General features: G+C 44.0%; 21 protein-coding genes. 9 read left to right on the top strand and 12 right to left on the bottom strand.

The genetic code is table 11. The features are described 5' to 3' along the window. Window positions 1-70: 70 nt before the first annotated feature. Window positions 71-1987: an AAA family ATPase gene (locus tag CEW91_RS06350; protein ID WP_088768184.1), complete on the bottom strand. Its 1917-nt coding sequence runs from the start codon at window positions 1985-1987 to the stop codon at window positions 71-73. A 747-nt stretch (window positions 1988-2734) separates the two neighbouring features. Here CEW91_RS06350 and CEW91_RS12490 point away from each other — a divergent pair. The 7 genes from CEW91_RS12490 (at window position 2735) to CEW91_RS06315 (ending at window position 9229) form a co-directional block, all read left to right on the top strand. Next, on the top strand, window positions 2735-3226 hold the full coding sequence (locus tag CEW91_RS12490) for a TnsA endonuclease N-terminal domain-containing protein (RefSeq protein ID WP_088768183.1): 492 nt from the start codon (window positions 2735-2737) through the stop codon (window positions 3224-3226). Continuing rightward, window positions 3190-5142, top strand: a complete 1953-nt coding sequence (locus CEW91_RS06340) for a DDE-type integrase/transposase/recombinase (RefSeq protein ID WP_088768182.1) — start codon at window positions 3190-3192, stop codon at window positions 5140-5142. Before CEW91_RS12490 ends, CEW91_RS06340 begins: the two co-directional genes overlap by 37 nt. After that, a complete protein-coding gene (locus CEW91_RS06335; RefSeq protein ID WP_088768181.1) occupies window positions 5139-6035 on the top strand; it encodes a TniB family NTP-binding protein in 897 nt (298 codons plus the stop codon). Before CEW91_RS06340 ends, CEW91_RS06335 begins: the two co-directional genes overlap by 4 nt. A gap of 18 nt (window positions 6036-6053) precedes the next feature. After that, window positions 6054-7685: a TniQ family protein gene (locus tag CEW91_RS06330; RefSeq protein ID WP_088768180.1), complete on the top strand. Its 1632-nt coding sequence runs from the start codon at window positions 6054-6056 to the stop codon at window positions 7683-7685. 84 nt (window positions 7686-7769) lie between these two features. Next, the gene (locus CEW91_RS06325; RefSeq protein ID WP_088768179.1) at window positions 7770-8324 is read left to right on the top strand and encodes a hypothetical protein; all 555 of its coding nucleotides are present in this window, start codon (window positions 7770-7772) and stop codon (window positions 8322-8324) included. A 25-nt stretch (window positions 8325-8349) separates the two neighbouring features. Beyond that, complete coding sequence (locus tag CEW91_RS06320) at window positions 8350-8997, top strand: DUF429 domain-containing protein (RefSeq protein ID WP_088768178.1); 648 nt, start codon at window positions 8350-8352, stop codon at window positions 8995-8997. A 4-nt stretch (window positions 8998-9001) separates the two neighbouring features. Further along, a complete protein-coding gene (locus tag CEW91_RS06315; protein ID WP_088768177.1) occupies window positions 9002-9229 on the top strand; it encodes a hypothetical protein in 228 nt (75 codons plus the stop codon). 25 nt (window positions 9230-9254) lie between these two features. On the opposite strand, the gene CEW91_RS06310 is transcribed toward CEW91_RS06315, so the two are convergent. The 11 genes from CEW91_RS06310 to CEW91_RS06260 all read right to left on the bottom strand — a co-directional run bounded on the left by CEW91_RS06310 (window position 9255) and on the right by CEW91_RS06260 (window position 21361). Next, complete coding sequence (locus CEW91_RS06310) at window positions 9255-10229, bottom strand: hypothetical protein (RefSeq protein WP_232506936.1); 975 nt, start codon at window positions 10227-10229, stop codon at window positions 9255-9257. Between the two features lie 12 nt (window positions 10230-10241). Further along, complete coding sequence (locus CEW91_RS06305) at window positions 10242-10919, bottom strand: hypothetical protein (protein WP_157776072.1); 678 nt, start codon at window positions 10917-10919, stop codon at window positions 10242-10244. A gap of 1 nt (window position 10920) precedes the next feature. Further along, window positions 10921-13377 (bottom strand): EcoAI/FtnUII family type I restriction enzme subunit R, encoded by a 2457-nt coding sequence (gene hsdR / locus CEW91_RS06300; protein WP_088768175.1) that lies wholly within the window; start codon window positions 13375-13377, stop codon window positions 10921-10923. 61 nt (window positions 13378-13438) lie between these two features. After that, on the bottom strand, window positions 13439-14605 hold the full coding sequence (locus CEW91_RS12280; RefSeq protein WP_232507049.1) for a restriction endonuclease subunit S: 1167 nt from the start codon (window positions 14603-14605) through the stop codon (window positions 13439-13441). Beyond that, a complete protein-coding gene (locus CEW91_RS06290) occupies window positions 14605-16071 on the bottom strand; it encodes a class I SAM-dependent DNA methyltransferase (RefSeq protein ID WP_088768174.1) in 1467 nt (488 codons plus the stop codon). Before CEW91_RS06290 ends, CEW91_RS12280 begins: the two co-directional genes overlap by 1 nt. 59 nt (window positions 16072-16130) lie before the next feature. Then, entirely contained in the window at window positions 16131-16715 is a 585-nt protein-coding gene (locus CEW91_RS06285) for a hypothetical protein (RefSeq protein WP_088768173.1), read from the bottom strand. Between the two features lie 37 nt (window positions 16716-16752). Then, window positions 16753-17574 (bottom strand): hypothetical protein, encoded by an 822-nt coding sequence (locus tag CEW91_RS06280; RefSeq protein WP_088768172.1) that lies wholly within the window; start codon window positions 17572-17574, stop codon window positions 16753-16755. 50 nt (window positions 17575-17624) lie between these two features. Further along, on the bottom strand, window positions 17625-18485 hold the full coding sequence (locus tag CEW91_RS06275) for a toll-Interleukin receptor (protein WP_198400857.1): 861 nt from the start codon (window positions 18483-18485) through the stop codon (window positions 17625-17627). 30 nt (window positions 18486-18515) lie between these two features. Then, the gene (locus CEW91_RS06270) at window positions 18516-19343 is read right to left on the bottom strand and encodes a macro domain-containing protein (RefSeq protein ID WP_088768171.1); all 828 of its coding nucleotides are present in this window, start codon (window positions 19341-19343) and stop codon (window positions 18516-18518) included. Window positions 19344-19345: 2 nt separating this feature from the next. Next, complete coding sequence (locus CEW91_RS06265; RefSeq protein WP_088768170.1) at window positions 19346-19849, bottom strand: TIR domain-containing protein; 504 nt, start codon at window positions 19847-19849, stop codon at window positions 19346-19348. 600 nt (window positions 19850-20449) lie between these two features. After that, window positions 20450-21361 carry a LysR family transcriptional regulator gene (locus CEW91_RS06260; RefSeq protein ID WP_088769370.1) on the bottom strand — a complete coding sequence of 304 codons (912 nt, stop codon included), beginning with the start codon at window positions 21359-21361 and terminating at the stop codon, window positions 20450-20452. 114 nt (window positions 21362-21475) lie between these two features. Between CEW91_RS06260 and CEW91_RS06255 the strand changes: the two genes are divergently transcribed. Together CEW91_RS06255 and CEW91_RS06250 are read left to right on the top strand one after the other, a co-directional pair. Then, complete coding sequence (locus CEW91_RS06255; RefSeq protein WP_088768169.1) at window positions 21476-22039, top strand: FMN-dependent NADH-azoreductase; 564 nt, start codon at window positions 21476-21478, stop codon at window positions 22037-22039. A 100-nt stretch (window positions 22040-22139) separates the two neighbouring features. Then, a complete protein-coding gene (locus tag CEW91_RS06250) occupies window positions 22140-23219 on the top strand; it encodes an efflux RND transporter periplasmic adaptor subunit (protein ID WP_088768168.1) in 1080 nt (359 codons plus the stop codon). Window positions 23220-23221: the final 2 nt, after the last annotated feature.

The raw sequence follows: 23221 nt of genomic DNA, 5'->3' as shown, positions 1-23221 counted from the left end.
AAAATCTGTGCCGCAGTTTAGCGTACAGCTGTACGCTAAACAAATCCGACAAGTGCTTATGAACAAAAAATTATGAAAAAAGTCGACGCCAAAAGCCAATAGGTTGATCTGACGCATCATCTTCCAAGGTGTTTTCTTTCACTTTCTGGAAAAAATCATCCGCTCTACAGGAAGAGAGTATCTCTAACGCTTCCTCAACGTGAGCAACGGCGTAGATATGGAAGTTTCCGTGTTTTACCGCGTCGATAACTTCTTCGTTCAAGTTTAATTGGTGCTTATTGGAGACGGGAATAATAACACCTTGATCGCCGTTAAAACCCCGCTCTTTACACAGTGCATAATAACCTTCAATTTTTTCATTAACCGCGCCGATAGACTGCACGTTCCCAAACTGATCGACAGCGCCAGTTATTGCTAAAGACTGTTTCAGCGGAATATTAGCCAATGCAGACATTAAGCAGCACAGCTCACCTAAAGACGCGCTGTCACCGTCAACTTCGTAGTAAGACTGTTCAAATACAACCGTCGCTGACACCGACAGCGGTGCGTAACGCGCGAATTGATTGGCTAAATAGGCGCTTAGAATCATCACACCTTTAGTGTGAATGTTTCCCGACAGATCCGATTTCCGTTCGATATCGATAATATCGCCGTCGCCATAGTGAATGGTGGCGGTAATTCGGGACGGTTCCCCAAACTCGCTCCCCCCCATAGTGACAACGGTCAGACCATTAAGCTGGCCAATCGCTTCGCCGTGGGTATCTATTCTAACTTGTTGTTCAAGAATACTGCGGCGACTTAACTCGGCTAAGTTACCTTCGCGGTCACGCTGCTGCTGCAACGCATCCTCAATGGCCTGTTTATCAATCTCTGTTTGTTGACGCTCTAATGCACAACTGTTGGCTTCCCTTAACACCTGCAACAACCGCACAGAGTTGAGCGTGAGTTCTTGTTGGTAATCGGTGTATCGAGCACACACTTTTAATAATCCAGCATAACCACTTTGATTTAACGGCAATACGTCGGCAATTTGCCAAACATAATTCAGGTAACCAAAGTAGGGTGCCACCGGGTCGTTCTGCGTAGCGTAATGACCATGAAAGTCAGCCAGAAACGGAAAGAAATGATCAAAGTCTTCGTCGTATTCGCGCAATTGAGCGTATTCATTACGAGAGCCCAGTAAAATGACTTTCAAATTAACCGGAACCGGTTCTGGACGGTAGAAAAAGGCTGTGCCGGAATCTGGTTTCGGTGTTGACCAGTCTAATTCACCGCTCTCAATGACGTTTTTCAGGCGCTTCCAAAGCTTAATGTCTTCCAATAGCTCAGCAACTTCAATGGCCAACACGCCGCCATTCGCCTTGTGAATAAGGCCTGGCTCTATCAAGTGCAACTCAGAACGAACGGTTCCTTCAATTGCTTGGACACCAATATGACCAAACAATCGCTCTTCTGTCACTCGGTCGCAATAGTAATAAGGAGCAGGGTGCTTATGCGCTACTAAAATACTGGCCAGTTGTTCACCTTGTATCTCTTCAGGCGACACATCACGTATTTGCTGCATATAGTCCCGGAGCTTGTGCGTGTCATAAGCTTGGTTGATCTCTTTATAAGCCGTTTCCCGTTGGTCTTTTGGTAAATTAATAAAAGCCCACACCGCCTCTAAAAATGCCTCAGCCGAACCCGACGGAATATTGACCGCAATTGGTCGTAGCGCGTCGTTTGGGTTTGCCATATAAACCCAGTCGTACCAACTGGAGTGTTCCCACTGATGCTCACTAAAATAGGCGTTAAGCGCATCACGCTTTAAAATACCAGGCGAAAACAGCGCATAGATATTCGAATACGTGCCACGTTGCTGCAGCGCATCATCAAACGCCTTAGTTGCGCGAGACTGACCAACTAAAGGATTCTCGGTTAAGTTTGCCGGGAAGCTTTGCAACCAGCTATCAATATCTGGCTGCAACGCCAGGTGTTCTAACTTCATAAAATCATCTCTTAATTAGCTATGAACGCATGATACCAGAATTCTGGAGTAACCGATGATTTGGGCGCTAAAACCTCATACAACATCATTGCGTATAATGTATATTATGTTAAATAAGATATATAAATAGATAAACAAAGCGGTAAGCGCTAACTTTTGTAGGTCGGACGTGTCATTGTCATTTTTCGCACACCTTGTCATTCCACGTCTATATTTTCGGTGACTTTTTAGATGGGAGTTGTAACGACTGCGTCTGTAGCAACTATATTGATTGCTACCACACCGTTTTGGGTAGGCATATCAGCGAATAAGATCTGTGATTGGTAACTGTTAGTTTTAACGTGGTGTGTTTTTAGTCATGAGACATTTTTCGGCAGAAATTTAACTACAACAAAATTTAAGGCATTGATTTAACGATATATAAGGTTATTCAATGCCATAAATATTTCTCTTCGTATAAAAAGATAAAAGAAACCTGTTAATCCCCTGCTCTAAGGAGCAGTTTATTTTTGTGACTTTGGTGACTGAACTTGGTAAGCAATACAGGTGCAGGTGGTTGGTCTTTGATATCTGCAAACTTCTATGTTCCTTGAATTTAGTTTTATTATATTACAACTTATTGATTTTTATATTAAAAATAACTTAATACTTACAAAAATCAAAAGCTTACGCTTTTTTTTAGACTTGACCCTTGAATGAGGTCGAAAACCGCGTACGGTCTTTAATACACTTGCCGGAGACCTATATATGAACGAACGAAAGTTACCTACTTCGGGGCCCGACAAGCATATTGGCTACTTTTTCTCGGTAAAAAACCAATGTGCAGTTTACTGTGAGTCCCGAACAGAGTTAGCAGCCTGCATATTGCGTGAGCTTGACCCTGATGTGGTTGCGTATCAAACACAACCAATGACGGTCAGCTTTAAACACAACGGCAAGTTAGTACGTTACACACCTGACGCCTTGGTCCTTTGGAGAGACGGAGCGGTCTCTTTCGAAGAAGTAAAACCCCACAACTGGGTCGAGGATGAGGCGTTCCTCAATAAACTGCACTCATTTGAACTCTTTGTTCAACACAGGGTTAGGATTACACGTATCAAGTGTTCAACTAGATATTTTCAAAAGCTGAATAACGAATATTTGCGGTTCAAGATGAGTCGTCTGTTACACCCAACAGACATAGTTTGCGCGAGGCAAGCGACATGTTTAAACCAACTTTTGAGCAAGGAACGCAGGTAGAGCTTGATGGACAGAAGTATTCAATTGAAAAATTCGACACTGTTGATGATCTCGTTACTTTAACACAAACACACGGCTCAAGAAGCCGACTGTATTCCAGTAACGAATTAATCCAAGCCTGGCGTGATAGACGTTGTAAATTTCTGTCCAGTGACGTAGCGGCGCAGCCGGGCACAAGGTTTAGAGCAATGACAAGTGACCTGCTATTGCTATACAAATTGAACCCTGTGCTGCGACCTTTGTACCAGGTAATGCTTGAAGTTAATGTTGGGCAAAGCCTTAACAAGTTGCAACGAGCAAAAGAAATCTGCTTTTCCAGGTTTCCTAGTTTCAAGGATTCTGTTGAGTCGGACGAGTTTGATTTTCCGTGCGACAGAACCCTACTTCGCCATTCCTTAAAGCTTGGTACATTCGAGAAGCACGAACTGCCTTGCGCTACGCCGCGAAGAAGCAGCTTCTCTGAAGAATGTGAGCGATTCTATGTGGAAAATATAACTCGCATATATTGTACAAAGCTGAAACGCACACCGCGTTTTACTTGGCGAGAAATTAATCGCTTAGCCGTATCGAATGGTTATAGCCAAGTCAGTGAAAGTTATGTTCGTAAAGTTATATCAAGGCTATTCCCGATAGACGTAATGATTTCGAGAGAAGGGGCATTAAAGGCTCGGCGGTATTTTAAAGCTTATAAAAACTACGTTATTCCAGATTTCCCACTGCAAAAGGTTGAGTTTGATGCAGTCCACATACTTACGAAGGTTGAATATCAAGGGGAGCGCTTTCAAAAGGTCATTATTTTCGCAGCCCTAGATGTCTGCACTCGTTGTGTGGTCGGCCTATCGTTTTTACTCTGTAGAACGCGGAAGGATACCGAGTCATCGCCATCTGCAATAGAGTGTCTTCGTTCTATAGTTGACCACCCAGACGATATCGGGCATCGAAAAACAGGCTGGTTTGGACGTGGGCTACCTCATGAAATCGTCATCGACGCAGGTAGTGCGATGAATAACAAAGATATTCGTCATTTTTGCGAGTCTATCGGTGTCACGCTCTCTGTAACACCATCAGAAGACCCCACAGCAAAGCCTTTTATCGAGAGGTTCTTTAATACTTTGAGGAGCCGACTTGGATACATTCTTCCCGGTTACGTTAATAAAAGAAAAGTTCGAGGACAAGATGCATGCGAAATTCATAATGACCGCCCTATCAGCTTTTCAGACTTTAGAACTCAGATCCTCAGTCTAATATTTGAGGATTATCAATGCGCTCAACATAACGGACTCGAGGGTAGCACACCGAATGAAGAGTGGCTAAGGCTAAAGTCGTTTGTCCAGAGTTCCCCCTATGAAAATGGTGAGTTAGAGCTCTTCGCTGGGAGCACGCATGAAGGAGTAATCCAATTAAGACAAGGTATAGAAATCAATAGGCTATTTTATTCATCTAGGGAGCTCGTGCTTCTTAGGGAGCATATGATTGCGCGGTTTCCTCGTAAGAGCCCAAAAGTAAGTTTTCGTTTTAATGCGCTCGATGTTTCTAAAATAATCGTGGAAGTTCCTTCAGAACTGGTTGAGCAATTAGAACGCAATATCCTTGTTGTACCCTCCTCAAGGGATTTAGAAATCGGCACTGCGTTGGCTGACGTTAGAGGTATCCCTAAAGGTTCCTCGGTTCAAGTTCCGACCATTCCTTCGGAGCCAATGACATCAGTGGATAATTCAATTAAACGAATAATGAACGCTTTGGAAAACCGGCCATTCAACCACGAAAGTATTCCAACCCAACCCGCAACACCCGTTCAAGCAAGAAAACTAATCGATGACTTTGTTGAATCGAAGAAGGCACTTTACGAGAAACTTGATAACGGACCAAATGATGAAAGCGCTGATGTTGAACCTTTTGATGGAGATAAACCATGATAAGTGAATTACCCCTAGTTCGACATACAAGGTTCGAAGACGCATACAAGTATATTGAGAGGTGCCGTGATACCAGGCAGTCGAAGAGTAACAAGCTCGGATTTGTCTTGGGTGAGCCCGGTGTTGGGAAGTCGCGTCTTGTCTCAATGGTAAAGGATAAGTCACCGTCTACTCGATGTGGGATTGCTGACAAGGTACCTGTGGTGATACTGAAAGCACCGACTCGTTTTACCGAATCTGCATTCTACACTGAGATTCTAATTAGTATGGGGATTCGTCAAAAAGCGCGTGCTAAAACGAGTGAACTTAAAATACGAGTAAGGGAGCTCCTTAAGCAACATCATGTTGAATTAATCGTGCTGGATGAGGCGCAGGACGCGATTCCGTTGACCGGAGTTAAGGACAGGACCCAAGTTGTTAAAGCTCTAAAATTTATTGTTGATGACACCTGTGCTGCAATTGTTGTGATCGGAACCCTAGCTGCTAAACCTCTAGCTTTTGAGGAGGAGCAAATTGCATCCCGCTCTCGCCCTCCTTTCATTCTTCAAGAATTTCATTACACAACGAGAGAGGATCGAGTCTATTGGCGTCGTTTTATTAAAAGAGTTTTGCTTGAACTCGATTTGCCAATTCGCGAAACACAGGAACTGAGCGACCGGCTAATGTTGGCAACACGCGGCGACCTGCGTGCTCTTGAGCGGCTACTGATAGATATTCAAGCAGAAGACTTGGTTCAACAAGAGCAAGTATCTACCGCTGAACAGGCTTTGCTTTTGTTCGAAAATGTTTGGAGTAAAAATTTTTATGGTGGGCCTGGCCAAAGGTCTCCATTTGAACTTAGCAAACGTAGTCTTCGAAGTGCTCTTCGCGAAAACTTTGCATTAGAGCGTTAAAACGGGAAGGTCATTAAAATGAATAAACTAAGTGTTCGAGTGCCTCCACATGGCGGCGAGTCGCTTCCTGGATTTTTACTAAGGTTGGCCAAAGTTAATGGTTTCACACATGCTAGGCAGCTATTGAATGCGTGCGAGATTAGAAATGTACCCAGCTGGCCTCGTCTCGGCAATAAATCAACTGGCAAACTGATGTTTAGCCTTGCAGAAGTTTTGTCTCTTCCAGTTGAGACTATGTGTTCGGTTTTCAATACCGACCATAATCTCTCTTTGCATGATCCAGAAAGGTATATTCGAAACACTGATAATAAACGCTTTCAGTGTTGTCCAGGCTGTATGCAGGAAGCTGGTTACCACAAGGCACATTGGAATAATTTGTTTTCCACTTTTTGTCATCGTCACAAAAGAGCATTGATTGATTCGTGTCCCGCATGCGAAAGAAGCTTTAAATGGGAGTACTTCCAACTCGAAGGATGTCAGTGTGGTCTCAAGTATGAGGATATGAAAGCTCATGACGCACCGCTTGAATTCGAAACTCAGCTGGACAGCGAAATCAAGAGCAACAAGCAAAATCAGATCGATGCCCTTTGCAAAGTGCTCTGTCACGTGTTGAATAACTATGATCCAATGTTTGGCTCAATTGCTGACTTAGACATCCCGGTAAAGGCTCGTAGGCACATAATTAATTACGCATACGGTCTCATTGTGTGCGAGACGTTGCGTAGTCGGCACTGTGGTGAAATCGAGCGCCAACCAATATCTCATGAGGGGTTAGCACTGCGGAGGTGGCTGGAAAATCTAAACTTCAACAATAAGAATGTTGAGGTCTCTTGTGCCGACGAAAAATTAATTGATGACTATCAAGGTGTTATATCACCTAAAAGAGTAGACATCATAAACACGAAAGGGGTCCCCTCGTCTCATCACATCGGTGTGAATGAAACTTCCTTCCTACTCGGAGTCTCGCCGCTTGAAATTCGACTGATGGCTGAAGACAAGTCGGCTCTAAAGCCGCTCGCTACAGGAAAAAAGAATGAGCATATAATCTTTGATAAGGCTCAGGTTTACGGAATTACCAGCACACTGCTTGCTCTGTCCGGCAGAGAAACGGAACTTGTTGGTGACTTAGTTTCCTTGGATTGGGTTTCGAGCGTGTTACTACCCCTTTATAAAGCAGATATACGCGCCCTACTTTACCCAGCTCTGCGAGACGAAATCCCACTTTTTAAACCGGGCATCACTGGTGATTGGAGAAGACTTTTGATTCAAAGAAGCGTTGCACTTAAGGTTGCTGATAGAGCTTTTACCGATAATCAGTCAGAAAGAGCTGATATAGCCGAATTGTCTGAATTATTTGGTACAAATGAGTCAATAACACAGGAAATAGTTAGGCAAACGCCATTAATTTACTCCAAGTGGGCTCGAAACTGCCTAGCAATTGACTTATCTCTCGCCAAGCAGTTTTTAGACGAGCACATTTTGTTAAGTCGATATTGTGCTCTGAATGGACTGAATGAAGCAGAAGTAATCCCTCTGGTTTCAGGGCTTCCGGTTGAATACCCAAAACTGAGGCAGCAGAATTGCTATGTATTCAAAAGGTCCGCTCAAATAGAGGCTATTCTTGAGGATGCGAAACGGTTGGTAAATTGAGTTAGTTAATAAACTCCTAAAAAAGTTAGTTCCTTTGTCAGATTTCAACTATTAGTTCTAATCTGGCAACTGAAGGAGTTTAGAATGATTATCGTCAATTCGTACAGCGACATCCGCCCTTTTCAATTCATCGAGAGCGCGACAATTGAGGTTGAGTCTTTTAAAGGCTTTTATACCCGCAGGCATGGCAGCCCATTCGCTTCAAGCAGTTCGTTTCGATTGAAGCAGTTTGATGACTACTTGACCAAGCTCAACCAAACGAGTCAACGCGTCTTTTCGTCGATCAAACATTGCACGCTGGCAACCGGTCCGATTAATAGTGTGTTTGATGCGGTCATCTTCAATGTTCAGTATTTAGGTGATTTCTGGGACTTGGATGTCTTTGTGCGGGACAAGGATGGTAACCGAGTAGATTTACTGACAAAGTGGGACATTGACGACGAGTGGGATGACTTTTGGATGATGAGGTTAAATATCTCCGAATATCTCAGCAAGCATTTAGGCTTCCTGTCCCTCTCAGAGGGTCAGGAGCTGTGTTTGCAGTTAAGAGGAGCAATATTGCCTCTTGGCGCAGCCGTGGTAATGGGGACAGGCGTCGCGCTCGAATCTTCTGATGTATCTCCTAACTTGACACATTAAACAATTCTATTTAAGAGACCAAAAAATGAATGGAGTGATTGCGGGGTATGACCCCGGAGGGAACGGAGCCAATGGACTGGCACTTCTTTTCATAGCTGACGGTTTGATCACTACAGTTGAGAGTAAAACGGGGGAAACCGCACAGGATGTATTAAATCGTTTACTTGAGTTTGATAATTTGATTGGGATTGGTGTTGATACCCTAACGCAATGGTCGACAGGAAAAAGTGGTTGGCGAAACGCTGACTTAACGCTACGAGCAAAGTACCCTGTTGTTCAAAAAAGCGTAACCCCGCCTAATAGCCTATATGGGTCAATGGCTTTAAACGGTATGAGTGTCCTTATCAAGCTCAAACAGTTTGAACCGAACATCCGTATAACTGAGGCGCACCCAAAAGTACTCTTCCATGCATTGACCGGAAGCAAATATAACTATGCTGAAGAAAGGGCTGAGATGGATAGACTGCTCTCTAATTGGTTTAGAGTGCCCAACATAAAGACTGAGAGCGACCACGAGTGGGATGCGTTAATATCAGCCTACAGTGCTTATCAAGGAATGATAGGAAACTGGACTATGGACTTGCACACGCCCACACAGGGTGAATCAAGTAAGTCGGTGAACCCAATTGGTAAAACTCATTTTTATTGGCCATCAACCTTAGATACGGAGTAATTGTATGGGAGCGAAAACAGTTAAAAACATAAGCTTTGCGAGTGCGCTTTGGACTGCCATATTCACCGTTGTAATCGCTATCGCGATATACTTAAATGATTTTGCTGGAACCGTCTTAGGATTTGGTATAGTGCTCTACAAGGTCAACAAAATAAACTTTTTGCAGCTCGTCAATGCAGAAGAGACAAATCAGGCTCTTAATGAGTTAGCGAGTCGCAAGGATAGAAATTAGTTCTCACCGTTCATTATACCGGCTTTTAGTATTCGTTAAAGTCGGGTTCATATTCGTAAGACGCTTCAACTTCATCTCTTGCCTCCTGCAACTCATCTTCTGTGTATAGCTCAAAAAATTCAGCTGGAGTATATGTTGTTTTCTCTGAGAATGTGTCACCAAGACCGCACGCAGATAACTTCGAGTAGCCCGAAATCTTGAGCCCACAAGCTATGCATTCGAAACTTGAAGGTAACATGGATTGTCGTTGGATAACTTCATCGTCTCCCTCATTGATTTGAGTTGCGACTGCTCCAACTGGCGCCCCATGCAGTAGAGCGGTATTTGAACATGAGGGACATTTTACTCTGTGACCGGACTGTCTTGTTGCCCAAGTTACAGCCTGAAGCACAGCATTTTCTTTATCAGATTCAGACTTGTTTTCCCAAACCTTGGAGTGGGCGGCTATATCTTGCTTAACACTTTTTGATGCATCGTCACCCAACGATGTGATAAGTGATTGGGCATGACTTGCATCGGAGACGTAATCTTGCAAAGTCTTTCCCATAGATCTGAGCAAAACATCGCAAGACTGGTAAAAGCGAGGAAGCCACCGTGATGTACCGTTTTGGCCAAATATCACCTCACCAGAGTGAAGTTCCGCATTCCGATCGTCAGTATGTTTTGAGCAAAAGCCAGCCATTTCTTCCGTAAACTCGGGTAGTAACTCCTTCAATCTACCAAGAACTTCCTTTGTAGATATCGATATTGGGCTAAACTTCTTTACCGTTGGAGCGCTGCCTAGAGCAAAAGTAATATTTCTCCAGTTTTTTGAATCAGCAAGTAGCACTGGCGAAATATTTGATAATGCCGCTCTAGCCAACAACTCAAGACTTAGTGAAGACCACAATCCAAACTGCCAATCATCAGCTATACTCGCCTCCATTTGCTCTAGGTAGGTTAAAGACTTAGCAAAAAGCGCGTCTGAACTCCACGGGTTTTCTGTTGTTTTTTCGATCATTTCATAACTCTATTAATTAAAATAAATTCGTTCTAATTCTCTGTCGACACAATCAGACGAAACCTTTGAGCGCCCATGAAAATGTGAGTGATTGTTAAGAATTAGCGTGTCCCCAAAGTTCTTCAACTTTATATCTATAGCTAGGTCCCATACCTTTTTGCTTAACATTAAATCTCGTATTACGCTCGCACTTTCATTCACTGGCTCAAGAAAATGGGAATCCCAACGTATGCATTGCTCTTCATTAGTGTTGAACAGAAGCGGTAGTAAGCAGCACCGCCTTCCCCTAGTTTTTACAACTGCTCTTCGCAACCCATGGTCTTGCAAGATCTCCCAGATAATATTTAACGGAAGAACTTTTGTAGCTACTCTTTCATTACCGTTAATGCATCTCATCATTATATATTTAGGCGGCTTTCCCCAGTGGGCAAGATCAGTATGCAAGGGAAAAGCATTTAATCCAAATTCACCACTGTAATGACTTTTAATTGAGCTTTCCCTTTCCTTTGGCGTAACTTTTTGAACATCGGGGATCATTGAGTGATTTAAGTAATCAGAAATTTTTACGACTTTTCCCACATTACTTGCCAACTCATTTATAGAAAGCTCCAGTTTCCACCTTGGAATAAAAACGAACCCTTTTTCAGATAGCTCTTGCTTTACATCCAAATGAACACTACTCATTGACACATTAATCCCCATACAAAAACCGCTGAAAACCAACAAAGGTTTCGCGAATAACGTTAGGTGGGCCGAGCTCTTCTGAGGCGTCGCTAATGGTGTTGTATTTCAGCTCTATCAGGTTGCGCATTTTGCTGGTGGACAGTTCAGTCACGCCGTCTTCCACATATTTGCTGAGCACAAAGTTAATAAACTCCTGCTGTTTGTAATTCACATACGCTTCCCCAATTGCAGGATGCGCTCTACGCACACGCTCCTCACGGGTGTGGGTTTCGCTGGCCCAGGCAACATAAGCAAGCATGTCATACACATCGCTGTCTTTGGCATCAATAAGTGCTTTCATGTCGTCGAGCTTTTCTTCATCGTAACCAGCTTCGGCTAAATCTTCCATCAGCTTTTCGCGGGTATCCGGGTCACTCCAAATTTCGCGCAGCTGATCTTCGTCTTTGAAGAACTGCGGTAAGTCATCAAACAGACGCTCAATAAACTCTTTTGCGGTAATGGGCTTACCGTCCGGGCTCCAGTAAAGCGCTGATGAAATATGCTTAATGGTACGGGCTTTACCGTCCGACAATTTCAGGACAATTTTCTTCTCGCAAGCACATGGTTTTTGACCGCAATCAGGACACGGTTCGGGTTCCGGCTTTTCACAAATACAGGGCTTCTGACCACAGACCGAACACGCGCTGGGCTCTGGTTTCTCTTCCGGCGGACATACACAACGCACTTCACCGCATTGCTCGCACACATCCGGCTCTATGGGTTCGCCGTCCCATTCTGGGTCGGCAAAGTTGTAATGCGCCTTCACAAAGTCATAAACGGTAAAGTAGTCCTTACCCTCGTACATGCGTGTGCCGCGCCCGATAATCTGCTTAAACTCAATCATGTTGTTACAGGGCCGCATCAGCACTATGTGCCGTACGTTTTTAGCATCGACGCCCGTGGACAGCTTGCGTGAAGTCGTCAGTACCGTCGGTATGGTTTTCTCGTTGTCCTGAAAGGTATTCAAATCGTTCTCGCCGGAGACACCGTCATTCGCCGTTACTCGCACACAATAACTGCTGTTAGTTGTCCAGCCGCGCTCCACCGCATACTGATTAATAAAGTCACGCACCATACCGGCGTGCTCTTGCGTGGCGCAAAACACAATGGTTTTCTCACGCGGATTAAATAAATCCATCCAGTAGCGTACACGCATTTTTTCGCGCTCGGGAATGGTAATAATGCGGTTAAAGTCGCCTTCTTTGTAAACCTTGCCCGGCTCTGGTTCGCCTTTAACCACAGTGCCGTCGCCCGGCGTATATACGTATTCGTCCATAGTGCCGATAATGGGCAACACTTTAAAAGGCGTTAAAAAGCCGTCGTTAATACCGTCTTTCAGCGCATAGCTGTAAACCGGCTCACCAAAGTAACCATAGGTGTCGGCGTTAACCGTGCGTTTGGGCGTGGCCGTTAGGCCTAACTGAACCGCTGGCGAAAAGTAGTCGAGAATCTCGCGCCAACTGCTTTCGTCATTAGCACCGCCACGGTGACACTCGTCAATAATAATGAAGTCGAAAAAGTCCTCAGGGTACTCACCAAAATAGGGGGTTGGGTTGCCCTCCTCGTCTTCACCGCCGCTCATGAACGTCTGGAATATGGTGAAAAATACACTGCCATTTTTCGGTGGCCTGCCGTCCTTTTTAATTTCATCCGGGCTAATGCGTTTCACGGCGTCTTCACCAAAGGGCAAAAAGTCGCGAGCCGCCTGATTGGCTAATACGTTACGATCAGCCAGAAACAGAATGCGCGGACGGCGCTTGGCAGAGCTTGGGTTCTTGCTTGCCCTTAAACTCCAGCGACTGTGAAACAACTTCCAGGCTATTTGAAAGGCTATACAGGTTTTACCTGTGCCGGTTGCCAGCGTCAGTAGGACACGCTCATTCCCCTGAGCGATTGCTTCCAGGGAATTATTAATGGCGTTTTCCTGATAATAGCGAGGAGACCAGTCACCTTTAGCTTCAAACGGAATTTCGGCGAAGCGCTCACGCCATACTGGAGAATAGTCGGGCTCGTCCTCACCGCTTTCAGGATTAAAGGTTTGTTTCCAGAGCTCGTCCGGGTTTAAAAAGGCATCGACCAACTGCTCTTTGCCTGTCTGTAGGTCAATTTGGTAAATGTCGTGGCCGTTGGTGGCGTATCCAAACCGGCATTGCAGACGCTCGGCATAGTCTTTGGCTTGTCGTACGCCCTCGCTGTAACTGAGGCTTTCTTTTTTTGCTTCTATGGCCGCCAGCTTACGACCTTTGTACTCCAATACATAATCACTGCTTAGCTTGGCTGCACGTTTGCCGCCGCCAATAATGCGCCCCTGCGTAATGCTAACTTCCCGACGAATGTAGCTGTCGTCGGTAACACCCCAGCCCGCTGCCAGCAGCTTGGGGTCTATGAGTTCAGCACGGGTGTCCGCTTCGTTGCGCATGGGCATAGTGAATCCTTTACGTTGTGCTTTTGCGTTCCGCTAATCTTATTAATTGTTTATATCATGTTCAGGCAGCTTTTGTGAGCTCACCAGTAAATGCTTTTTGGAGCAGAGATTTTTTTAGTTCATCTAACGTCTCTAGTTTAGAGGAGTAGTTTTCGCAAAGATGTTTTGCATTTTCTGATACTGACGTTAATGCAGCTATTACCTTTTTTTGTTGGTCGACATTAGGCCTTTTAAAACGAAACGCTTGTATTTGTTTTCCGCTTATATGCGGAACCCCCAACCCCGTCTGAATAGACAATACATATTTTTCAAAAAGTTTGCTTCCCAATAAATAGTAGAGGTATTTCGGTAATAGCGTTTCTAAACACCTTAATCTGGCAACTCGTTGCACAAGCAAGGCAGGTAAATCATCAGAGTTTATAATCGCAAACTTCATACCTGCTTTTACCCATGTTCGATCCATAGCTAAAACCAAATCGTTTCGCTCTAAGTAATACTTCGAATACTCGCCCGAGCTTTCCATCGGCCAACGCTTGACTCCTTTCCAGCGTAAGCTGCCTTGGATAATGTTATCCCCTCTAACCAAGGGTATAGCATTAGCATCTGTAGAGTAGTCTTTGCTTTTAAAAGCAAAACCTGTAAGTAAATCGATTTCGTCTCCCAGATTTACTTCCTCCGCATCACAAAAGTGATCAGTAAGCACACTTTGCAAATAACTTTCAAACAACTCACGAGCATTTTCAAGGTTTCGCTCAGTCAGCGCTCGGGCTTTGTCGATATCGGCAAAGGCTTCGTCGAGAATGGCTACAATGCGTTTTTGTTCACTAATTGGTGGAATTGGTATTTCGATTTCTCTCAGTCGGCCTTGGTTCAACTTTGGTACAGTCATTCCAGAGATAAACGGACTGAGATCTGACGCATTTAAATAATAAATTAACCAAGAATCGAGAATTTTGTCTCGGTCGGGTCTTAAAACATGGGCATGATTATTGACCCAAGTTTTTCCCGAGATACTAAACGCCGAATTTTCACCCTCTCCCCACTTAGCGCCGTCTTCACCAAGTAAAACCAATTCTTCATCGAAAATGAAGTCATCAACATAGTCCAAAACCCCGCTAGCGCCAAAATACGGATAAGGCCCCGGAACTCTGTTTTTTTTGGTTATTGGTTTTCGCCTTTTATCCAAAATATCGCAAATCTGGCTCAGTTCTATATAGCTCCATCCCATCACACCAGCTCCCGAATTTTAGCCAGTATCGCTTCGCTTTCTTTATTCAATTCAATAATATCGGCGATAATTTCCTTTGGTTCGCGAAGCGGCGCTTCCTCTTTGACGTTAGGGTTTTTAACAGATAAGTCCCAAGTTGCTTGATCAATGTCTGATACGTTCACTGACCAGGACTTATCGGAGTCTTTTTTGTCTTTTTGCAGGCTGACAAATTCTTCCAAGTCATTATCGTTCAGCGGGTTTGTTTTACCCAAACTGCGGCCGGGGTCGAGTTGGTAATACCAAATGTTTTGCGTGGGTTCACCTTTGGTAAAGAACAGCACTACGGTTTTAACACCGGCCCCCAAAAATGTCTTGGCCGGGCAGTCGAGAATGGTGTGCAGGTTATGGTTTTCAAGCAGCTCTTTTCGCAGCGCTATGGAAGCGTTGTCGGTATTGCTCAAGAAGGTGTTTTTAATGACTATGGCCGCACGCCCACCCGGTTTGAGTATTTTCATAAAGTGCTGCAAAAACAAAAATGCGGTTTCGCCGGTTTTAATATTGAAGTTCTGCTGCACTTCTTTCCGCTCTTTGCCCCCAAACGGAGGGTTTGCCAGCACAATGTCATGCTGATTACTCGGTTGAATGTCCTGAACACTCTCGGCAAGGGTGTTGGTGTGCACAACGTTTGGCGCTTCAATGCCGTGCAGAATCATGTTCATAATGGCGATAACGTACGCCAGTGACTTCTTTTCTTTGGCGTAGAAGGTGTATTTTTGCAGGGTGTCGAGGTCTTTGGTCGACAGTTGTTTCTTCTCGCGCCCGCCTTGACGCAAATAATCGTATGCCTCACACAAGAAGCCAGCAGACCCGGCAGCGCCATCGTATATGGTTTCACCGATACTCGGATGAATAACGTCTATCATTGCGCGAATGAGTGGGCGCGGTGTGTAATATTCGCCTCCGTTACGCCCAGCGTTGCCCATATTTTTGATTTTGGTTTCGTACAGGTGGCTAAGTTCGTGCTTCTCTTCTTGTGAGCGAAAGCGCAGTTCGTCCACTTTCTCTAAGGCGTCGCGCAATGAGTAGCCGCTCTGAACTTTGTTCTTTATTTCACCGAATATCTCACCAATTTTGTATTCGATGGTGTGCGGATTCTCCGCCGCCTTTTTAAAGCTCTTCAAGTACGGGAAAAGCTCACCATCAACGTAGTCGATAAGGTCATCGCCGGTTAACGCGTTATTATGGTCAAAGCTGCCGTTAGCGTCTTTCGGTGCCGCCCACGTGCTCCAGCGATGCTCAGGCGCGATAATGTGGTTGTATTCTTTTGCTTCCAGCTGCGCATTCAGCTCGCGTTCACGCTCTAAGTCATCCAAATACTTAAGGAACAGCATCCAACTGGTTTGCTCAGTGTAGTCCAGCTCGCTTGAGCAACCGGCGTCCTTGTGAAGAATGTCATCGATATTTTTAAAGGCTTGTTCAAACATTTCTCGTCCAGTGAAAATAATTCAAGTTAGAAATAATACCACTAACGAAGCAGAGCGTCTCACCCTTCTGCCCTTCGTGGTTGTTGTACTTTCTCTCCCACTATCTCCCTACCAACAGTTACCGCTGACTCGAATATTGTCAGCAGTTCGCCTAACGCTTTTAGATCGCCTCCAGCATCTGCAACAACCCCGTCAGTCGAGATGTCCTGAACAACTGAATCGATTAACTGATGAAACCGGATTATTCTTGCGGATAGTTCTGGATGAAGAAGGCCAATCTTAGAAATATGCTGCTGATAAACCTGTGAGTAGTGCGCCGGGACTTTTACAGCAAACTGAACCTTCTTGTCGGGATTTTTCTTGAGATAATCGATTTCTTCCTTTAAATCATGAACGTACTCCCTACGCTCTATGACCTCTAACAAAGCAGATATTTCAGAAACAATTGCTATTTCTACAGAACGTTTCTCCAGCTTTGATTTCCTCTTCTCTAGAAGGAAACTAGGAAAGAAAGTAGAAACACCGCCAACGAAAGCACCACCAATAGCAGCTATAACTGGCAACCATTCGTTTTTCTCATCGGAGAACATCGACCGCAGAATGTCGATTGTCTGCGCAGCTTCCAGTAATTGTTGTGTGTCCATTCATACTCCATATGAAATATAAAAAGGTGATTCGATTTTAGAAGTCGAGAACATCGTCTTGTTGGATGTTTTCCGAAGTTTCATATGTGATACTCCTGATAATGAAAGTGCCGCTGTCGATCGCGTGCCTGATCAACTCCGGAGGGCATGCCGACACACCATGCACATCGCTAGCGTTCCGTCGAAATGAGCCCATAACGTAAGCGGCTTGATTGATCGCGCCTCGATAGTTTTGCCATAGCCTATTAACTTCGTTGCTATCATCTGTCATCTGGCTAAATTTGTCTCGGTAGGCGAGCTCTAAGACAGCAAATGACCGAGACACTCTCTGCTGATATGAGTCGTCATTAGGGTTTCCAAGATTATGTACTCTGTAGAGGTTGTTTGTGACTGCGTCTAATGCGCTACATACGGCGGTCATTGCACCCGAGTAATCTCCTTCGCCAAACCGGCGGTATGCTGTACGAAGAAGGTTTCTCACCTCTTCCGAAAAGTCTTTGACGGCATCATCGATTTGAAAGTCCAGCGGACGAAGCTGTCCATCAACTAATTTCCACCCAAACCTCTGTGCGCAATCTGAAATACGCGCTTCGAGATGGTTGTTTTGCTCAAGCATGGCGGCTACTAGATTCTGTATCGCCTTATCAGGATCAGGCTCTCTCGAAATTAGGCCATCCAACGCATCAAGAAGGTCCCCTTTTGATGCTCCCTTCGCTGGCAATGACTTCTGTTGTAGATGGGCTAACTCTTCAACCGGCAGCGCAGCCGCTGCGACTACATCCTTTGTCTCATTGAAGCTAAAGCCATATTTGACTGTTGGTCGCAGTGCACGCCAAACCTTTTTTATATCTGTTTTCATTGCTTCCCTTTTCTACCCTAACTTAGTAGCCACCATTCGGTCAGCTGCATTTAATTCTTAGCCATATGTATACCCATATTGATTTTATGATTCATAAGCGTCTTCTTCACCAATTCAATTGCATAACTTTCAGGCATGTCGTAATCAATTAATGACGAAGCAATTTCTTCAATTGAGTAATCTCCCGACTCTGCCATTTTGAGAATTTTCCCCCTAACTTTTTTGTCGAAATCAATGTTTTTTAGATTTCTTGACTTGTAATGGACTTCAGATTCTAAATCTCGAATTCGATGAGATAGGCTCCTCGTATTGTTTAATATCTCTGAAAGAATATCTTGCTCTGAGCGAGGCGGAACGTTTTCGTGCGGTGGGTTATCAGTCAAAGCTTGTTGGAACTGATCTTCAAACTGGGGCCAATACGTTTCGAAAACTTGATTTAATATACGTTCATCGAGGGCATCGTTGTCAAGGCAATCATTAATGGTTCGTGTTAGCTCCCAGACGCTACTTTTATCTGGAGTCGTATGATTGAATTGACCTAAGGGATCTTGTAAGTCTTCTGGGTTAAGGTCAATTAAGAATGTACACACCCTATTTGTGGTCAACCCTTTGGCTAAAGCGCCAGTTTCAAACAATATCCAAGGTTTATTTTTGTTTTCTTGAGTGAGGCAAACAACGCCAACTGATACATCTTTTAGTTTGTCACTTATTTCCGAAAACCAAATCGCGCCTCTATCTATGTCTCTAGTTGAGATCCAAGGTTGAGAAGCTTGGATGACGCATTTAAGCCAGTCACTCATCAGTTCAGCGACAGCTTTACTTCTCTTTCCCGACCAACTCACAAATATCTTCATTTCTTCTCCATTGTTAGCATTTTGTATTACTAACGATCGCACCATAGGAGCTATCATGCTAGCTTCCTAATTGACTGGCTTGTTAGGTCAGCTTTCCGCTGACCCTACGTTTTGAATACTCGGTTTCTTGGGCACATATTGACAGTGGTGCTCTAAAAACTTCGTTATCTTATCCACTTTTAAACCGTATTTTTTAACATCTTTTGGGTGTATCACTATTCGAATTCCATCACAAAACGAGCTGTCATTAATTGCTGCCAAAAAAGAAAGAGCTATCTCTTGAACGATTTCTTCTCTTGGCTCTGAAATTCTTGAAAACCCGGAACCAAGAACCGGAACATTCAATACAGATTTTTCACCATTCTCTGATAGATAGACCCAAAGAACACCCAAAGATGTTCGGAGATTTTCCATACTACTTTTAGCAACCCCTGAACTATTCATTTCAGCGATTGCGCAGAAATATGCAGTTCGACCATTACCCCGAACTGTAACAGTTGTGCCAAATTCAACTGGTCGGCTTGGCTGTTGAGCTATTATTTGGTCATTGATAGCTCTAATATCACTAAAATACCTGGAGGAGAACAAGCCCTGCACACTTGTGTTGGAAATGACTTCCTGACTGGTCTCAAGAGCTGTATTTGAGCCTACTATTATTGGGCCTTTTTCTTTAAAAATATCTCCAATAACAAGCTCAACTGAAATATCCCGACCATCAACTAGGTATGAAAATCGTTTTTTTGGCCAAAGCTTACAAATACAGATTGTTATACCTACAAATAAGAAAGCCCACCATAACGACTGCATTTTTTCAGCGCTTTGTTTACCCACGAAATACTCAATAATTTGAACCACCAACCAAAGTGCACCAAACACACTAAGAATTGTGGAGATTATTGTTTTTATCTTCTCCATACTTACAACCCTAGCTCTTGGTATACATTGTCTTTGTAATAATATGGCCCAGAGTGTTGTTGATCACGATGCTTTTTGTGGCTACTTGGCCAGTTATCTAAAGCATATCTAATAATTGACTGGTTAAAAGAGACGTAGATTGCAAGGGCATCCTTTACTGCTGGTGGGCACCTGCTTTCATCCTTCGACCGTTTGCCATTTAAATTAACTACTATAATTGGCAAATCTAATTTAATTGCCTGTTCAATTTCCCATTTCACGAATTTTGTTAAATAGCGGGTACTCTCACCGACCAGCAGAACAAATGCCTTTGAATTTGAAAAACGTGTGCGCAAATTCGCTTTTATTGATTGCTCTTGACTGCTATCACGAGATTTATTCAAATCATGCGCATCGTGAAAGTTAAAGCTATCGTTATCACGATCCCTCCAAGCCTTCATCAAGTAGTAGTACCGTATATCATTGTCTCCATCAAAAGCGACATAGGTTTTATTCCTATATGCCATTGCTCCTCCTTAGGTCTAGCGCCTAGCCTCAGCGGCCCGAACATTTTACGCACAGGCGGGTGGTATTTTTTTGTGCATCTCTGCAATATAAAGTAAAGCTCTTATTTCTTTTGACAATCAGAACTTGGTCATTAACCAATAAGCGATAGGCCGTCAACTTTTGCACTAGGTTTTAACAAAAATTGTGCCTAAAAACTTTTAAAAGGATGAGTATCTTGAAATGCACTCACCTCAGGCACTTTGTAACTTATTCAGCTGGCTACTAACAGATAATAAGCTATTGATTATAAAGCCAATAACGTGAAGTTCTAAAGTTACTCCAGAGTAAATTTGGAGTATCCTAAGTTACGTTGCAGCGAACGAGCCATACTTTTATTTTAGTTATTTAGTTGACATTAAACGACTTAAATTTACAAAACAATACGAAATTCAAAATATTACAGACATAAGCTTGCTATAATGTCAGCCGAGAAGACAGCTCAATCGTTTCGAAACGATGACATTTTATCGTGTGACTTTAAAAAAGTTGGTGTGTGACACTGGCCTTTAAGGCGGATGATTCAGGCTTTTTTAATGACAATGACACGTGTGACCTACACTTTAAAACGTGTGCTCTGCTACTTCAGGAAGTTTCTCTGCCAGAAAATCTATTAAGGTTCTTACCGCAGGTTTAAGTCCACGGCGATGAGAATATGTCATGTGCATAATACCAACCGGTAAGTTCCAGTTCGGTAGTAATTGAACAAGCAGTCCTTCAGATACCGCTTGCTGTCCTATGTAATTCGGCAATGCGACAATTCCCTGGTTATTTATGGCGGCTTCTTTTAAGAGCATCATGTCGTCACTAATAAGCTTCGGCTGGAAATTAATTTGCTGCTTGTCGCCTTGTTCATTCGTTAGCTGATAATGGTAACGCCCGCTGGTGTAATGCAGACTCAGTTGCGGGTGCTGTATTAAGTCCTGAGGCTCTTTAACCGGCTGCGCGTTTAACAGCTCAGGAGAAATAAACAAACTTGATGGAGACTCTGTTAACGGCCGCGCAATTAACGAGGAGTCTTCAATATACGGACGTACCCGAAGCGCAATATCAATATTTTCATCAATGAGGTTAACCGGCCTATTAGTCGCAATGACATTGAGCTGCACTTCTGGGTATTTCTCCATGAACTCAGGTAATACTTTCACCAATAAACTTTGGCTTATAGCATACGGACAACTCATATTCACACGACCTCTGGGCTTTTCTAACAATGCCTGAGTCACCATCTGCGCAGATTCCGCGGCATCAACTAAAGACTCGCAATGCACCAAAAATGCTTCGCCAACATCGGTAAGTTTTAACCCGGAACGCCCCCTATTAACCAAGCGTACGCCCTGCTCTTTCTCTAGCTGACTTAGCCGGCGACTTATGGTCGACTTTGGTAGCTCTAACTCTCTTGCAGCCGCATTAATACTGCCGGCACGCACCGTGCGCGCGAATAAATAGTAATTTGCAATATTAGGTATCGACATAAGTGTTCTAATTTTGGAACGTTTCATCCCATTTTATCGTCTTTTTATTTAATTCGGAACACGTAGTATTAACGCCAACATTATGATTAAGACCAGATTTAAAGGAGCTACCCTATGAACGTATTGCACTTAGACTCAGGTATTTTTGTTGAAGGTTCTGTGAGCCGTCAGTTAAGTGCTGACATTATTAAAAAACTACAAGCTGAAAGCGATATTTCGGTAAAACATCGCGACTTAGTGACTGACGCCATTCCGCACTTAGGTGCAGATGAGCTGCTGGCAGAAGATAAGCCACTTATTAATGAACTGGTTGAAGAGCTCAAAAACGCCGATGTGTTAGTTATTGGCGCACCTATGTACAACTTCACTATTCCTACACAGCTTAAAGCCTGGATTGATCGGGTATTACAAGCAGGCGTAACTTTCCGTTATACCGAAAATGGTCCTGAAGGTCTGTTAGAAGGCAAAAAAGCCTATATTGCGTCAGGTCGTGGCGGTGTCTATTCAACCGGAGATGCGAGCGCACTTGATCACCAGGAAGCTTATCTAAAAACCGCATTGTCTTTTATCGGCATTACCGATGTTGAAGTCGTTCGTGCTGAAGGTTTAAACATGGGTGATGAGTCACGAGAGCAAGGCTTATCGAATGCTCAGTCACAAATAGCAGACATTGCCTAGTTCCCAACCTGCCGACGGATAACCATACAGATACACAAAGTTAATCCGTCGGTCCCCTTTTTGCGTAAACTTTAGACAGGTTCCTAAAAGGCTTGTCTAAATGATGATAAAAACAACCGTACAGCCACGAGTCACTCTCTTGTTTTTTGCATGCGCATTACTGGCAAGCTTTGTCAGTCATGCAGCCACTAAGGTCGATGTGGTAAAAGTAAAAAAACAGCACGCGTATCAAACTCTCTCTGTTCCTGCTTCCGTTGCGGCTAAAAATAATAGCGAATTAAGCTTTGGTGTTTCCGGAAGACTATCGTCATTTGAATACGATGTTGGTGATAGCATCAATGCGAATATCACCATAGCACGCCTCGATACGCGGCAAATCGATGCAAGTATCGAATCGCTAAAGGCGCAGCAAGCCTCCTTAAAAGCAACCCTTAAAGATGAAAGACAGCAATTAGAAGAGCTTCAACGTCTTGCGAAAACCGATTTTGTCGCTCAAAGCGAGCTACGTCGAGCGCGCGCAGCCGTTGCTGTGGCGGAAGCCGATTTGGCTGAGGTGACTGCGCGTTTGAACGAGCGCCAAGTAAACCAAGATTATCATCAGCTCAAAGTTCCATTTAATGCTGTTATTGCCGAAAGGCTGGTTAATGTCGGAGAGTGGGTGACAGAAGATCAGCCCGCATTTCGGGTTATTCAAATAGACGATATGTATGTCGATGCTTATTTAGCGCAACGCTATTTACACGAAATCGATAGCTCAACAGATGTTTCTATAGAAAGCGAAGGTCGCAGTATTAACGCGACTATTAGCTCTACGGTTCCTTATATAAACCCAAATGACAGAACCTTTTTGATAAGGCTGACTCCTGAAAGCCCGGACGGACTGGTTATAGGCTCTGCTGTTAATGCGAACATCAAGTTGCGTAGTTCTTCTCCCAGGCTGACGGTGCCGCAAGACGCAGTTATTCGTTATAGCGATGGGCGGACGTCTGTCTGGGGTGTTGAAAATAATAACGGCAAACAAGTTGTTAGAGAAAAGCTGGTTGAATTAGGTCAGCAATTCGACGGCTGGGTCGTTATCGAGTCCTCTCTTACTGAGGGGGACAACGTCGTCGTGCGAGGTAATGAGTCATTGAAAGACGGAGAAGTCGTCACACCAACCTCTAGCGAGGACTACCAGTAAGC

The organism is Idiomarina piscisalsi, from assembly GCF_002211765.1.
Lineage (GTDB): Bacteria > Pseudomonadota > Gammaproteobacteria > Enterobacterales > Alteromonadaceae > Idiomarina > Idiomarina piscisalsi_A.
This window is presented reverse-complemented; position numbering and strand designations above follow the sequence as displayed.

Excerpts from the sequence above, each read along its gene's own strand:
- CEW91_RS06285 (WP_088768173.1), bottom strand. The coding sequence starts at position 16,715 with ATGGACACACAACAATTACTGGAAGCTGCGCAGACAATCGACATTCTG.
- CEW91_RS06320 (WP_088768178.1), top strand. The coding sequence starts at position 8,350 with ATGAATGGAGTGATTGCGGGGTATGACCCCGGAGGGAACGGAGCCAAT.
- hsdR (WP_088768175.1), bottom strand. The coding sequence starts at position 13,377 with ATGCCCATGCGCAACGAAGCGGACACCCGTGCTGAACTCATAGACCCC.
- CEW91_RS06335 (WP_088768181.1), top strand. The coding sequence starts at position 5,139 with ATGATAAGTGAATTACCCCTAGTTCGACATACAAGGTTCGAAGACGCA.
- CEW91_RS06280 (WP_088768172.1), bottom strand. The coding sequence starts at position 17,574 with ATGAAAACAGATATAAAAAAGGTTTGGCGTGCACTGCGACCAACAGTC.
- CEW91_RS12490 (WP_088768183.1), top strand. The coding sequence starts at position 2,735 with ATGAACGAACGAAAGTTACCTACTTCGGGGCCCGACAAGCATATTGGC.
- CEW91_RS06270 (WP_088768171.1), bottom strand. The coding sequence starts at position 19,343 with ATGGAGAAGATAAAAACAATAATCTCCACAATTCTTAGTGTGTTTGGT.
- CEW91_RS06250 (WP_088768168.1), top strand. The coding sequence starts at position 22,140 with ATGATGATAAAAACAACCGTACAGCCACGAGTCACTCTCTTGTTTTTT.
- CEW91_RS06325 (WP_088768179.1), top strand. The coding sequence starts at position 7,770 with ATGATTATCGTCAATTCGTACAGCGACATCCGCCCTTTTCAATTCATC.
- CEW91_RS06260 (WP_088769370.1), bottom strand. The coding sequence starts at position 21,361 with ATGTCGATACCTAATATTGCAAATTACTATTTATTCGCGCGCACGGTG.
- CEW91_RS12280 (WP_232507049.1), bottom strand. The coding sequence starts at position 14,605 with ATGGGATGGAGCTATATAGAACTGAGCCAGATTTGCGATATTTTGGAT.
- CEW91_RS06330 (WP_088768180.1), top strand. The coding sequence starts at position 6,054 with ATGAATAAACTAAGTGTTCGAGTGCCTCCACATGGCGGCGAGTCGCTT.
- CEW91_RS06315 (WP_088768177.1), top strand. The coding sequence starts at position 9,002 with ATGGGAGCGAAAACAGTTAAAAACATAAGCTTTGCGAGTGCGCTTTGG.
- CEW91_RS06290 (WP_088768174.1), bottom strand. The coding sequence starts at position 16,071 with ATGTTTGAACAAGCCTTTAAAAATATCGATGACATTCTTCACAAGGAC.
- CEW91_RS06350 (WP_088768184.1), bottom strand. The coding sequence starts at position 1,987 with ATGAAGTTAGAACACCTGGCGTTGCAGCCAGATATTGATAGCTGGTTG.
- CEW91_RS06255 (WP_088768169.1), top strand. The coding sequence starts at position 21,476 with ATGAACGTATTGCACTTAGACTCAGGTATTTTTGTTGAAGGTTCTGTG.
- CEW91_RS06265 (WP_088768170.1), bottom strand. The coding sequence starts at position 19,849 with ATGGCATATAGGAATAAAACCTATGTCGCTTTTGATGGAGACAATGAT.
- CEW91_RS06275 (WP_198400857.1), bottom strand. The coding sequence starts at position 18,485 with ATGATAGCTCCTATGGTGCGATCGTTAGTAATACAAAATGCTAACAAT.
- CEW91_RS06310 (WP_232506936.1), bottom strand. The coding sequence starts at position 10,229 with ATGATCGAAAAAACAACAGAAAACCCGTGGAGTTCAGACGCGCTTTTT.
- CEW91_RS06340 (WP_088768182.1), top strand. The coding sequence starts at position 3,190 with ATGTTTAAACCAACTTTTGAGCAAGGAACGCAGGTAGAGCTTGATGGA.